This is a genomic window from Eubacterium sp. AM46-8 (assembly GCF_003466705.1).
GTDB lineage: Bacteria > Bacillota > Clostridia > Lachnospirales > Lachnospiraceae > Lachnospira.
The window spans coordinates 117,863-132,978 of the sequence record NZ_QSEU01000002.1 but is presented as its reverse complement, the minus strand read 5'-3'; the positions used below and the strand labels follow the sequence as shown (position 1 = coordinate 132,978).

The following is a 15,116-nucleotide window of genomic DNA, read 5'->3' as shown; positions in this document are numbered from 1 at the left end:
GATGCCACAGAAAACGCATATCTCAGCCGTTTTCATATCATCCATGCCATATTTGATAATCATAAATTAGAGATTAGTATATCCCATAAGGTAGTAATCAACTGCTCTTGCACAGTCTCTTCCCTGTCTTATAGCTTTCACAACGAGTGACTGTCCTGTATGCATATCTCCTGCTGTAAATACACCCGGTACACTTGTTTCAAATCCGTCTGCTGCTGTCTTTACATTAGTTCTTTCTGTAAGCTCAACTCCAAATGCGTCTGTGACATATTTCTGTGAACCCAGGAAACCTGCTGCTATCAGTACAAGTTCACATGGAAGCTCTGCTTCTGTTCCCTCCACAGGAACCATCATTCTTCTTCCTGTCTTTTCATCAGTCTTAGACTCAAGCTTAACTGTAACAACGCTTGTAAGATTGCCCTTCTTATCCTTCTTGAATTCCTTAACTGTAGTTGTATATATTCTTGGATCATGCCCGAACACTGCAATTGCTTCTTCCTGACCGTAATCTGTCTTGCAGACTAAAGGCCACTGTGGCCAAGGATTGCTCTCTGCACGCTCATCTGGTGCTTTTGGCATCATCTCAAGCTGTGTTACCGACTTGCAGCCATGTCTTATACATGTTCCTACACAGTCATTACCTGTGTCACCGCCACCGATAACAATAACATTTTTATCCTTTGCAGAAATATATCTGCCATCCTTAAGTCCTGAATCAAGAAGACTCTTTGTAGTTGCTGTAAGGAAATCTACCGCAAAGTATATTCCATTTGCATCTCTTCCAGGAGCATTGATATCTCTTGGATTAGCAGCACCACATGCAAGTACTACAGCATCATAATCTGCCATAAGCTTCTTAGCCTTAATGTTCTCACCAACATTTGCATTAGTTACAAACTCAATGCCTTCTTCCTTCATAATATCAAGCTTTCTGTCAATTATATGCTTTTCAAACTTCATATTAGGAATTCCATATCTTAAAAGTCCACCAATGCGGTCAGCTCTTTCATATACAGTAACACTGTGTCCTCTCTGGTTTAACTGGTCTGCTACAGCAAGTCCGGCAGGCCCCGAACCTACTACAGCAATTCTCTTCTTAGTTCTTACCTTAGGAGGATTTGCTTTTGCATAGCCTTTGGCATACGCATGTTCAATAATTGCCATTTCATTCTCTTTGGTACATACTGCCTTGCCATTAAGTCCGCATGTACATGCCTTCTCACAGAGTGCAGGACACACACGGCTTGTAAATTCAGGGAAGTTACTTGTCTTGTGTAACCTGTGATATGCCTGTTCCCAGTTTCCTGTGTAAAGAAGATCATTCCATTCTGGAATAAGGTTGTTAAGAGGACATCCGCTAGTCATTCCCTTTATTGTCATACCAGACTGGCAGAATGGCACGCCACAGTCCATGCAGCGTGAACTCTGCTTTCTCTGCTCATCTTCTGACAGAGGTGTATGAAATTCATTAAAATTCTTTATTCTTTCCTTAGGTGAAACCGCTGCGGCTTCAACTCTTTCATAGTCTAAAAATCCTGTTGGCTTTCCCATGGTGTGCTCCTTTCTACTTTGTTGCAGCGTAGAATGCTTCTATCTGAGCCTGTTCGCTGCTAAGTCCTTTTTCTTCCATCTGTACTATCATGTTAAGCATCTTCTTATAATCATGTGGCATGATTTTCTTGAACTTAGGAAGATATTCTCCGAAGTTGTCAAGTATTTCCTTGCCCTTCTTAGAATTAGTATAAGCAACATGTTCTGTTATAAGCTGCTTTAACTCAAGGACATCGTATTTATTAGAAACTGCTTCCATTGAAACGAGCTGCTTATTAACTCTCTTGTAAAGACTTGTGTCTTCATCAAGAACATAAGCAATTCCACCGCTCATACCAGCAGCAAAGTTCTTGCCAGTCTTACCTAATACTACTACTGTACCACCTGTCATATATTCACAGCCGTGGTCACCAGTTCCCTCAACAACTGCTGTTGCGCCTGAATTTCTTACACAGAATCTTTCTCCGGCAACACCATTGATGAATGCCTTACCACTTGTAGCGCCATACAAAGCAACATTACCGATGATAATATTCTCATCTTCCTTATAAGTACTTCCTGTTGGAGGATATACAATAAGCTTTCCACCTGAAAGTCCCTTACCAAAGTAATCGTTACTATCACCGACAAGCTCAAGTGTAAGTCCCTTAGGAATAAATGCACCAAAGCTCTGTCCGCCAGCACCATTACATTTTACTGTATATGTATCATCATCAAGCTTATCATCAAATCTTCTTGTAATCTCCGCACCAAGAAGTGTTCCTAATGCACGGTCTGTATTGGCAACATCAATTTCAAGACTTCTCTTGCTTCCTGTCTCCATAGCAGGCTCAAACTTCTTAAGTAAAATCTTTTCATCAACTGTCTTCTCAAGTTCGAAATCAAATACATTTTTCTTATCATAATGTATCTTCGTCTGCTTAACATATGGATTATCAAGAATCTGTGATAAATCAATCTCTGCTGAACGTCCGCTCTTGGCAACATCCTTCTGCTCAAGCAAATCTGTTCTTCCTACCAGGTCATCAAGTGTCTTAATTCCTAAGTCAGCCATTATCTCACGAAGCTCCTGTGCAATGAATCTCATGAAATTAACAACGTATTCAGGCTTACCTGCGAATCTCTTACGAAGCTCAGGATTCTGTGTTGCAACACCAACAGGACATGTATCAAGGTTACATACTCTCATCATTACGCAGCCCATAGTTACAAGTGGAGCTGTTGCAAATCCGAATTCCTCTGCGCCAAGCATTGCTGCAATAGCAACATCCCTACCGCTCATCAGCTTACCATCAGTCTCAATAATAACCTTATTACGCAGTCCGTTCATTGTAAGAGTCTGATGTGCCTCTGCAAGGCCTAATTCCCATGGAAGTCCGGCATTATGTATAGAGCTTCTTGGAGCTGCACCAGTACCTCCGTCATAACCAGAGATAAGAATTACCTGTGCGCCCGCCTTGGCAACACCGGAAGCAACTGTACCAACACCAGCTTCTGAAACAAGCTTGACTGATATTCTTGCATTCTTGTTAGCATTCTTAAGGTCGTATATAAGCTGTGCCAGATCCTCGATTGAATATATATCATGATGTGGTGGTGGTGAAATAAGTGCAACACCCGGAGTTGAAAGACGAGTCTTTGCAATCCAAGGATACACCTTCTTTCCTGGAAGATGTCCACCTTCACCCGGCTTAGCGCCCTGTGCCATCTTAATCTGAATCTCCTGTGCGCTTACAAGGTATCTTGAAGTAACACCGAATCTTCCTGAGGCAACCTGCTTGATTGCAGAGCATCTGTTAAGCCCATCCGGACCTACCTTTAATCTGTCAATGTCCTCTCCACCTTCACCTGAGTTAGACTTACCATGAAGCATGTTCATGGCAATAGCCATAGTTTCATGCGCCTCTCTTGATATTGAACCATATGACATAGCACCAGTCTTGAATCTTCTTACGATAGAATCAACACTTTCAACCTCATCAATGCTGATTCCCTTCTTAGGGAACTTAATGTTCATAAGACCTCTTAAGTTCTTAACGCCCTCTTCCTTATTAACAAGAGCTGTATATTCCTTAAATGTCTTGTAATCTCCTGTTCTTGTAGCAAGCTGTAACAAATGTATTGTCTGTGGGTTATACAGATGTTCTTCCTTGCCGCTTCTCATCTTATGAGCGCCTGAGCTGTCAAGAGTAGTATCTGTAGAAAGTCCAAGCGGATCAAATGCCTTAGAGTGAAGTGTCTCAACATCTTCCTGAATATCCTTTAATGACACACCTTCAATTCTTGAAACTGTACCCTTAAAGTATTTATCTATAACATCTGAGTTAATACCAATTGCCTCAAATATCTTAGCGCCCTGATATGACTGGATTGTTGAAATACCCATCTTGGCAGCAATCTTAACAATACCTGTGATAATTGCCTTATTGTAATCATCAACTGCTGCATAATAATCCTTGTCAAGCATGTTAAGGTCGATAAGCTCCTGAATACTCTCCTGTGCAAGATATGGATTGATTGCAGAAGCACCATATCCAAGAAGCGCTGCAAAATGATGGACATCTCTTGGCTCACCACTCTCTAAGATTACAGCCATGCTTGTTCTCTTCTTAGTCTGTACAAGATACTGCTGTAATGCAGCAACCGCAAGTAATGAAGGAATAGCAACATGGTTCTCATCAACACCTCTGTCTGAAAGAATAATAATATTAGCACCTTCTCTGTGCGCTCTGTCAACCTCAACAAATAAGTGGTCGATAGCTCTCTCAAGTGAAGTGTTCTTATAATATATAATAGGAATAGTCTCTACCTTAAATCCTTCAACGTTCATATTCTTAATCTTAAGAAGGTCTGTGTTAGTAAGGATTGGATCATTAATTCTTAACTGTTTGCAGTTCTCAGCCTTTTCCTCAAGAATATTACCCTCTGTTCCAAGATAAACAGTTGTTGATGTAACAACCTTCTCTCTTATTGAGTCAATTGGCGGATTAGTAACCTGTGCAAATAACTGTTTGAAATAATTAAACAGTGGCTGATGCTTGTTAGAAAGTACCGCAAGTGGAGTATCAATACCCATAGCACCTGTCTGCTCTGTTCCGTTAAGAGCCATAGGAAGTATTGATGTCTTAAAATCCTCGTATGTATAACCAAATGCTTTCTGGAGTCTTGCTCTTTCTTCCTTAGTATGAACAGGAACTTTCTTGTTAGGAATCTTTAAATCCTTAAGCTGGATAAGATTGCTGTCAAGCCATTCTCCATAAGGATTCTTAGTTGCATATTCTTCCTTAAGCTTATCATCCTCTATAAGCTCGCCCTTAACCGTATCAATAAGAAGCATTTTACCAGGTCTTAATCTGTCCTTTAACTTAATTCTGCTCTCTGGGATTGGAAGTGCACCAACCTCTGAAGAAAGAATAAGATAACCATCGTTAGTAATATAATATCTTGAAGGACGAAGACCATTACGGTCAAGCACTGCTCCGAAGTAATCTCCATCTGTAAATGCGATAGAAGCCGGACCATCCCAAGGCTCCATCATTGTTGCATAATACTGGTAGAAGTCCTTCTTTTCCTGTGCCATTGCACCATTGTTAATCCAAGGCTCAGGAATTGTAATCATAACAGCAAGTGGAAGCGGCATGCCGTTCATAACAAAGAACTCAAGTGTGTTATCTAACATTGCTGAATCCGAACCGTTAGTATTAACAACCGGTGTAATCTTTGACATCTCATCTTCAAGATATGGAGAAGTCATTGTCTCTTCTCTTGCTAACATTCTGTCTGCATTACCCTTGATAGTATTAATCTCACCGTTATGTACCATGAATCTGTTAGGATGAGCTCTCTCCCAGCTTGGATTAGTGTTAGTTGAGAATCTTGAATGAACAAGTGCAATAGCTGACTCATAATCAGGATTCTCAAGGTCGCCAAAGAACTGGCGAAGCTGTCCTACAAGGAACATACCCTTGTATACAATCGTTCTGCTTGATAATGAACATACGTAAGTTGTGTCTTCTGCTGTCTGCTCAAATACTCGTCTTGCAACATAAAGTCTTCTGTCGAACTCAATTCCTTTAGCTGCATTGGCAGGTCTTTTTACAAATCCCTGCATGATATATGGCATACAGTCAACCGCCTTTTTACCAAGAACATTAGGAAATGTTGGAACATCTCTCCAACCTAAGAATTCAAGCCCTTCCTTTTCAACAATGATTTCGAACATCTTCTTGGCTCTGTTTCTTGCCAGTTCGTCCTGTGGGAAGAAAAACATACCGACACCATAGTCTCGTTCTTCTCCAAGTTCTATTCCTAAAGGCTTTACGGCTTTCTTAAAGAATTTGTGTGATATCTGAAGAAGGATACCAACACCATCACCAGTTTTTCCTTCTGCATCTTTACCGGCTCTGTGCTCAAGATTCTCTACAATGCTTAAAGCATCAGATACTGTCTGATGTGTCTTAATTCCGTTAATACTTACGATAGCTCCGATACCACAGGCATCATGCTCAAGTTCAGATCTGTAAAGACCAGGCTGTTTGATTTCATTTTCCATAAGTCTAATCATCCTTTCGTATATTCTAAAGCTTTGCTTGCACATAATATACTCCTGTTTTATGGATTTTGTAAATATTTTTTTGCCACAATTGTCTGATAATTTGAATATTGCTATTGTTTATTGTAATTATCAGACAATTACAGAATTTGTCACAATATTATCTCTTAAAATGTAATATTATCTTTATTTATCATTATATGTTTTACACTTAATCCCTGCCTGTTTTTAAACATAAAAGTTGAATTGTTTCTAAATTGTGTCTGATTTTTACCTGTCGGCGTAAAATTAGTAAAAAAATAAAGTGACAAAACCAAACATACTAATTTGCAAGGTTTTATCACTTTATATTATTAATAATTATCTATTAGTTATTAGCAGGTACTCCTCCTATCAGGAAATCAACCGCTTTCTCCTTAACAGAAAACTTTATTTCTGTATGTTCTCCACCATATTCACCATCAAGTGTCCATGATACAGGCTGTGGTGATTCGAATCTTACAGAGCTGGTCTTCCATGTGCATACCCAGTCACATTTACTAAGGTCTTTAGTTATAAAAGCATTAATAAGCGACTGGACTGCTATAGGATTATTAAGCTCTCTTATCAGGGTAACTTCAAATAATCCATCCTGCAGATTAACATCATTACCTGTAAGATTCTTTATTCCTCCAACCGAATCTGTATTACTTATCATTCCATATACAAAATTTCCCTCAACATTCATCTCCTCAGAATATACACGCATATACTGTGGTTTAATCGTTGATAAGCTTCTGACCGCTTCAATTACATAAGCCTGATGTCCCAGTACATTCTTAAGATTCTGTGGAGTTCCATAAGAAACCCTTGTAAACGCCCCAAATGCAGCAACATAATTAAATGAGCGTTCTCCATTTACAATTCCTACATCGCAAGGAAAACGTTTACCCTTTGCTATATTAACAGCGGCCTTCGTCATATTTCTTGGAATTCCCAGACTCGCAGCAAAATCATTCGTTGTTCCACTAGGATATACCCTATCGGCGGCTTCTCTCCTTTATACTTAAGAACAGCAGCTACCGTTTCATTCAGAGTACCATCTCCACCACTACATGTTATAACATCATACCTGCCTTCACTATCTAAAATGTGCTGATAGCCATCAAGCGGTGCCTTAGTCGGATATACAGTAATCTCATATCCAGCCTTAGAAAACACCTGTATTATCTTCATCAGCTGATTCTTAATCTGAGCTTTTCCTGAGTTTGGATTAAAAACAAACAGCATCTTCATCATAATCACCTGTCCCATTTATCACATAATGCATTAATCTGATCTGTAAACTTAGCCAGATCTTTATTCGTACCACCCTCATTGTGTGTAATAACTGTCATGAGGCGCTTTCCAGCAGCAACAAGTCTGTCAAATACAGTTTTACCACGCTGTGTACTCGTCGTTCTTCTAGTCTTTCTTTCCTTAACACCTTCAGAGATAACTCTGTCTGCAATAAGGTCATAACTTCCGCCTGTATATGGCGCCATGGCATCATAACCGTATTCTTCTTTAAGACACTCCGTAAACTCGTCACACACACTGTCTTCGCCATGCACAACAAACACCTTTTTAGGCTTTCTGTCAAATGCATTAATCCAACAAAGAAGCCCATCCTTATCAGCATGGCCACTCGAACCCTGAAGCTGTACAATCTCAGCCTTTATCTGTATCGGTTCACCGAAAAGCTTAATTTCCTCTGCGCCATCAACTATTATACGGCCTGTTGTTCCAACAGCCTGATAACCAACAAATACAATCGTACACTCTGGTCTCCATAAGTTATGCTTGAGGTGATGCCTTATTCTTCCGGCTTCACACATACCTGATGATGAAATAATAACCTTAGGATTAGGATCAAAGTTAATCTGCTTTGATTCATCTCCCGTAGTTGCATACTTAAGCCCTGGAAATGTAAGCGGATTAATCCCCTTTCTTACAAGTTCTACTGCCTCATCATCAAAGCAGCTCTCCACATTCTTAATAAATATGTTCGTCGCTTCAATAGCAAGTGGACTATCCATATATACATCAAAATCTCTGCCAACGAGATTATCTTCTTTAATCTTTCTTATGATATAAAGCAGTTCCTGAGTTCTTCCTACTGCAAAGGACGGAATAACAACATTACCGCCTCTTTCAAATGTTCTCTTAAATATATCAGTTAAATCTTCCACATAATTAGGAGTTCCTCCGTGGCTTCTGTTACCATAAGTTGACTCCATAACTACATAGTCGGCATCCCTGACATGCTTCGGGTCTTTAATTATCGGCTTGTTAATATTACCTATATCACCCGAAAACACAATCTTCTCTGTTACATCACCATTCTCAGTTTTCTCGGTAGCCCATACTTCAATACTTGCTGAACCAAGCAGATGTCCTACATCTGTGAATCTTATCTTAATTCCGTCAGCAATATCGTATACCTTATCATACTCACAGCCAACAAACTGCTTGCAGACATTAACGGCTGCATCCATATCATACAATGGAACGAATTCCTTAAGCTTTCCACCTGATCTTGCAGCCTTTCTGTTTCTCCATTCAGCTTCAAACATCTGGATATGTGCACTGTCTCTTAACATTATCTCACACAACTGTGCTGTAGCCGATGTTGAATACACCTGCCCCCTGAATCCATTCACATACATAAGTGGAATAAGACCTGAATGGTCAATGTGTGCATGTGTCAGCAATATGCAATCCACATCAGATGCTGCAACAGGAAGTTCCTGGTTTTCATATACATCATTGCCCTGTTCCATACCGCAGTCTACAAGAATATTAAGACCTGCCGCCTGTAAGAAATGACAGCTTCCTGTTACCTCATGATCCGCGCCTAAAAATGTTAGTTTCATAATATGCCTCATTTCCGCGTCAACGCTATTTTTTCACGATATTTCTGATGTAATTGTAACATTTTCCTATGTAAAATTAAATACAATCATATATAAAAATTGTATTAATTCTCTGTATATTCTATATCCGTAAATGTAACATCCGCATTTCTCGAAACGAAGAATCCTGCGTATACATGCTTAGGGTCTACGGCTGTCAGCTTAAAATCAAATCCGCCTGTTAAGAACTCCTCATCGCCTAATTTTACTGCATATCCGTCCGGATTAGACTTTATACATACTTCTACTGTATCCCCCGGCTTAAGTTCTCTTCCTGTCACGCTTCCCTGCATAAGTTCGCTGTTCTTTCTTGCAAAACAGCTCCATGCCTGGTCTTTATAAGTAAGATTAAGTGGTGCTGCCGCTACATAATCGCCAAGTACATCTGGCATTTTCTTATCAATATACATGTCATCTCTTACCATAAGCCCAAATGACACCTGATTGTTATAGAAATAATCATTAATTGTCATCTTAGCCTTAAGGGTAAAGTTCACATTTACAGGAATCTTCTTATAGTACATTGCAATTCCGTCTGTAACAGCAGATATCTTGCCATCATTATTCTTAACCGCGATGTGTATTCCCCCTGGAACTTCTTCAAGTATATAATTATCAGATTCCGTTGGCAGAGTTGTAACATCACCGAATACTGTGCCTTTGAATCCATATGCATCTTTAAAGTTCTTACTGTCAGCAAGCTCATCGCTGAACACTACCGGCTTGTATGAAGCATTTTTTTCAAGATATCTGTTCTTATCAGGAAGCGGTTCGTCTGCCCTAATATTAACTATATTCTCTGAAAGCCCTGATATTCCAGCCTTTTCAAGCTCCTGCATCACAAGAAAAGCATTCACCCTGCCTCCCCATATGTTAGTGTGCGTATTATCAACACTTACCTCTTTATTAGATGGCCATGCATGAAGATATATTGTCTCTTCTGGTCCCAACTCATCATATAAAGCCTTTGTTTTCTCAGTCATGTCAACACAGACGATTCCAAGGTCTCTTGCAAGGTCGCGGACTGCCTGTGAATAGTCCCCTCCCTTAAACTGTGCTGCATCATCAGTTATGTGAAGCTCCTGTCTTGTCCACTCTCCTGTCGCAGTTCTTCTTACAATAGGAGTACAAAGTATTGGTGTACATGAAACATCCAGCGCCGGCTTGATATAATTGTCATATAATGACGCTGCAAATGTGCCTTCCTTATCCCTGCCGCCTATCGGGCTTGTATATCTTCCTGCCTCTGTTTTCTCATCATTATGTCCAAATCCTATTATAAGAAAATCTCCTGCTTTCATGCCCGCAATAAGCTTCTTATAATTCTCTTCCTTAGTAAAGCTTAAGCTGCTTCTTCCTGAAAGTGCAAGATTATTAACCTGCACCTTGCTGTTAAGATAACAACCAAGCTTGGTTCCGTATCCATATCTTGGATAATAGTATTTGTCATCAAAAGAGCTTAATGTTGAATCACCAACAACCCATAATGTACTCATCGTATGTCACCTCGTTTTAAATATATGTGTTATCATCAATATGTCCTATTAAGGTAGTTTTCGCGGAGGTGTTCCTCCATCGCAGCTATCTCTTTCTCGAACTCTCTGGCAGATATAAGCAGGCATCCCTGTCCTCTTATAATTACCTGTTCTACACCATCTGATGTTGCCACCGTTACATTATATTTCTTTCCATTCTCATGTGCAAATTTTTCTATATAATGGTCAGCAGTCTCTGCTGTCTTCGTAAATACCACATGAATATTATGAAAATCTATAAACTCCTCATCATGTCCAGGCACTCTGTATGCATCAAATACCGCAATCAGTTCGCATCCCTTCATCGCCTGATAATTACACAGTATATCAAGCAGCCTGCCTCTTGCACTGTCAAGATTGACCTGTGCAAGCTCTGATAGCTCCTTAAATGCATGTATTATATTATATCCGTCAACAAGAAGAAAACTCTTCTTATCTGGATTATATTCAGGTGCTTTAGGAGGGTTTTTAACATTGGCTTTACCGCCTGTAACATATCTTCCAACTGCTGTGTCAGCTTTTCTTTTCGATAACTTTCTTCTTTCATTATCGCCTCTGCTGTTAGAAAAATATGTTTCATTCAAGATTCTGTCTACCTCGTCTGTTCCAATCCACTCGTCAGACACTGTTCTTGAAGCCTGCTTTGCCGTAAGCTTGACCTCCCTGTCAGACTGTCCACCGGCAACCCCGGAATCCGTCACGGCTATCTCGACATGTGCATGCTCTCTTACTTCATTCCACGGCACAACATATCCCGAACCGCCTGCACAGAATACTGAATCTACCGGGTTTCTTGTATCACGCTCAGGCTCATATCCGAATCGTTCAATAACCTCTTCTGTATTATGGCATGGTCTGTAGCCTGCCATCTTAAGTGCAAGCCTGCCTGTTCCTTTTGTGTAGGCATTGACCTCTGCCTGATAGTTGCCAATCACTGAAACCGGACCTTCACCTGTGATAACAACATTATCACCATCAGCCTCCTGCATGTTAAATGCTGCCCCCATTCTCTCGAAGTCGGTCATTGCCCTGCCGACATAATCTCTCTTTACCTCAAGTGAAAATGCATAGAATGGCTCTAACAATACTGATTCTGCCTGCATAAGCCCCTGCCTTACAGCTCTGTAGGTTGCCTGCCTGAAATCTCCGCCTTCCGTATGCTTTGGATGCGCTCTTCCTGCAACCAGTGTAATCTTCATGTCTGTGAGTTCAGAACCTGTAAGCACTCCTCTATGCATTTTTTCACACAAATGTGTATACACAAGCCTCTGCCAGTTCTTATCAAGAATATCCTCACTGCAATGACATTCGTATCTCATGCCGCTTCCCGGCTCACCCGGTTCAAGCAGCAGATGAACCTCCGCATAATGTCTTAAAGGCTCAAAATGTCCGATTCCATACGCCTTATTCTTAATTGTCTCTTTATATACAATGCTTCCTTCACCAAATGTTACATCTATGCCAAATCTTGTCTTAATAATATTAGTAAGAACCTCAATAAGAACCGGACCCATTACGCTTACATGTATCTCTTTAAAATTCTGATCCCATTCAATGTGAAGCTCAGGTTCTTCCTCCTCAAGTGTACGAAGCTTTGAAAGAAGTGCCACCGGATCTGCCCCTGCCGGAAGATTAAGCTTGTAATTAAGTACCGGCTCAAGCACAGGTATATTATCCTCTCCGCCTGCTCCAATAAACTGACCTGCCTTAGTCTCTGAAAGTCCTGTCACAGCACACACCGTTCCGGCAAATGCTTCATTAATGCTTGTAAACTTATCTCCTGCATAGACTCTTATCTGGTTGACCTTCTCATTGCCAATAAGCATTTTTGATTTTAAAGAACCACCGCATACTTTAAGATGTGTAAGTCTTTCTCCTCTGTCATCTCTTGTAATCTTATACACCTTTGCCGAAAACTCTTCGCCATAATTAGGACAGCTTACATATGTATCAATTCCATTTATAAGTTCCTCAACTCCGTTCATTCTGAGTGCCGAACCAAAATATACAGGAAACATTTTTCGTTCCATAATCATGCGGCTCATAAGGGCATCATCAACATGTGCAGATTCAAGAAACTGCTCAAGTGCCTCTTCATGGCACATTGCAACTTCTTCGTAATCTATATTATTAAAATCCACGCATGACTCTGACAGCCTGTTCTTTAGCTGCTCCATAATTCTTGCCCTGTTCGTTCCCTGCTGGTCCATCTTATTGACAAATATAAATACCGGAATTCCAAGTCTTTTAAGCAGACTCCACAGCGTCTCGGTATGTCCCTGCACTCCATCCATTCCGCTTATTACAAGAACCGCTGCGTCAAGCACCCACAATGTTCTCTCCGTCTCTGCCGAAAAATCAACATGTCCAGGTGTATCAAGTAGCGTATATGAACTGCCATTGTAATTATAAGCTGCCTGCTTTGAAAATATGGTTATTCCTCTTGATCTCTCCATATCCCCTGTGTCAAGAAATGTATCCTGATTATCAACTCTTCCAAGCTTTCTTATACTTCCCGCACTATATAGAATCGCCTCTGACAGAGTCGTCTTTCCTGCATCAACATGTGCCAGCATGCCGATAGTTATCGGATTACTATGTGCCATATCATTTCCTTTCTCCAAGTTTTATTCCATGCCTTCCTTAAGCCATCTCGCAATATTGGTAAAATCAATCTTAAGTTCTCCATTATATATATTCACCGGAACCGGCTTATCAAAGCCATATATCACCGGATACACATCACTTTCAAAGAAATACACAAGAACCTTCTCCTGCACAAAATCCAGTATCCAGTATTCACGCACTCCAGCCTCCATATACTTGGATAGCTTCAATGCATAATCCTTCTTCTTGGTAGAAGGAGAAATAACCTCCACAACAAAGTCCGGTGCACCATATATACCAAATCTCTTAATCTTAGATGTATCGCATACTATTCCTACGTCCGGCTGAACCATAGTCCTTTCATCACAATCAAGCTGTACATCTACAGGTGCTATAAATGGGCGGCAGCTTCCACCATGTTCCATAATATAATTAGCAATCTGCCTGTAAATCTCCCCGCCAATTGACTGATGTCCGAAAGTTGGCGAAGCCATATCATAAAAGTATCCGTCAATCAGCTCCACTCTCTGATCATCAGGCAATGCCCTGTAATCATCAATAGTGTATTCACCATTCTTTCTTGCCTTATATAATCCACCTGACTCCCTTACTTCCAACTGTTCATTAAAGACCTGTTCCAGTGCTGTAAGAGTGTCATATCGCGGACTCTCTGTTTCCCCAGAAAAAATCTTCTGCACTGTTCCCAGAGGCACCCCAGACAATTCAGCTATCTTGGCATATGAATATCCTTTTTCCTTCTTCTTCTCTTTCATCTCATTAATTGTCATATAACCCTCTCCAATCAAAACATAAGTATCCGTACATGATTAAATATAATTTCTATACTCATTATAATAGTTGTATATTCATTAGTCAACCAAAATATAGTAAATAAATATCCGTTTTATAACCGTTTTATTTCCAAACTCACTGGTTGTAACTTAAATGTTGATAAATATCGCACTTGAACCTGTCTCACTCACCCCATGATTATTAAACAACCTACTAGATTTCCCTATCATCATAATTTCGTAGGTGATTTTTGCACTAAAAAAGAGTTTTATATTCTAAAAAACATACTAAATGACTCAAGTTCCATTAAATAGTAGGTTATTTCTTGGATTTTTCGTTGCGAATTGCTTGAAAAGCAGAAAAAACACCTACTAATCATGCGTAAAACGCAGTTATAGTAGGTGTTGGTATAGAAATTATTAAAGGTTATTCAACCAAAGATTGTGTTTTATAAAGTGATGTTATTATATTTATTACTAATGCACTTGGCTACATAAAGGAATACAACGACATCAAGAAACAACATAAGCTGAATAAAGATTCTTTCAGTTCTCATGAAGAATTTCTTTCTGGAATTAACAAGTCTGACCGTTTCCACCCTATAATAACGCTCGTTCTTTACTATTGTGAGTCGTTATGGGATGGTCCTACCTGCCTGTCTGACATGATGATTTCCATGCCTGATAATATCAAGGCTTACTTCTCCGACTATAAGTTAAATCTGGTTCAGATACTTGATTCTGATAAATATACATTTTATAATGAAGATGTAAGAGATGTGTTTAATATTATAAGGAACATATATAATGATGATTTCGATTTAATATATCGTGAATATGAATCCCGCAATGTAGATATTGATGTAATGGAACTGATATGTAACATAACCTCAGTTCCAAAGCTTATGGATTTATGTACAGATACTGAACAAGGAGGGACTGTCAATATGTGTGAAGCAATGAAACGATTTCAGGCTGAATGTGAAAGCAAAGGTATGAAAGAAGGTATCGATTCCGAAAAAGTCAACTCTATCATCTCCATGCTAGAATTCGGCATAACCAAAGAACAGATATTAACCAAGTACACTAAAGAGGATTTAGAAAGAGCAGAAGCTGCTATCGCTAATGAGAACTAACACCATACTAA

Annotated in this window: 8 protein-coding genes and 1 pseudogene; 1 reads left to right on the top strand and 8 read right to left on the bottom strand. The window is 39.8% G+C overall.

Going from position 1 to position 15,116, the window contains the following annotated elements; all coding sequences use genetic code 11:
* Window positions 1-66: 66 nt before the first annotated feature.
* From DW963_RS02045 to DW963_RS02015, 8 genes and pseudogenes are all read right to left on the bottom strand, one after another.
* Window positions 67-1,551: a glutamate synthase subunit beta gene (locus tag DW963_RS02045; RefSeq protein ID WP_117913649.1), complete on the bottom strand. Its 1,485-nt coding sequence runs from the start codon at window positions 1,549-1,551 to the stop codon at window positions 67-69.
* A 13-nt stretch (window positions 1,552-1,564) separates the two neighbouring features.
* Window positions 1,565-6,103, bottom strand: coding sequence for a glutamate synthase large subunit (gltB, locus tag DW963_RS02040; protein WP_286168919.1), 4,539 nt, complete (start codon window positions 6,101-6,103; stop codon window positions 1,565-1,567).
* Window positions 6,104-6,470: 367 nt separating this feature from the next.
* The gene (locus DW963_RS13510; protein WP_286168939.1) at window positions 6,471-7,064 is read right to left on the bottom strand and encodes a diacylglycerol/lipid kinase family protein; all 594 of its coding nucleotides are present in this window, start codon (window positions 7,062-7,064) and stop codon (window positions 6,471-6,473) included.
* A 3-nt stretch (window positions 7,065-7,067) separates the two neighbouring features.
* Window positions 7,068-7,318 (bottom strand): annotated as a pseudogene (locus tag DW963_RS13505) (diacylglycerol/lipid kinase family protein); the annotation flags it as partial.
* 65 nt (window positions 7,319-7,383) lie between these two features.
* Entirely contained in the window at window positions 7,384-8,997 is a 1,614-nt protein-coding gene (locus DW963_RS02030) for an MBL fold metallo-hydrolase RNA specificity domain-containing protein (RefSeq protein ID WP_117913648.1), read from the bottom strand.
* Between the two features lie 104 nt (window positions 8,998-9,101).
* Window positions 9,102-10,532, bottom strand: coding sequence for an SGNH/GDSL hydrolase family protein (locus DW963_RS02025; RefSeq protein ID WP_117913647.1), 1,431 nt, complete (start codon window positions 10,530-10,532; stop codon window positions 9,102-9,104).
* A gap of 35 nt (window positions 10,533-10,567) precedes the next feature.
* The gene (locus tag DW963_RS02020; RefSeq protein ID WP_286168917.1) at window positions 10,568-13,177 is read right to left on the bottom strand and encodes a translation factor GTPase family protein; all 2,610 of its coding nucleotides are present in this window, start codon (window positions 13,175-13,177) and stop codon (window positions 10,568-10,570) included.
* 21 nt (window positions 13,178-13,198) lie between these two features.
* The gene (locus tag DW963_RS02015; protein WP_117913645.1) at window positions 13,199-13,966 is read right to left on the bottom strand and encodes a Uma2 family endonuclease; all 768 of its coding nucleotides are present in this window, start codon (window positions 13,964-13,966) and stop codon (window positions 13,199-13,201) included.
* Between the two features lie 680 nt (window positions 13,967-14,646).
* Between DW963_RS02015 and DW963_RS02010 the strand changes: the two genes are divergently transcribed.
* Complete coding sequence (locus DW963_RS02010; RefSeq protein ID WP_117913644.1) at window positions 14,647-15,105, top strand: hypothetical protein; 459 nt, start codon at window positions 14,647-14,649, stop codon at window positions 15,103-15,105.
* Window positions 15,106-15,116 lie beyond the last annotated feature (11 nt).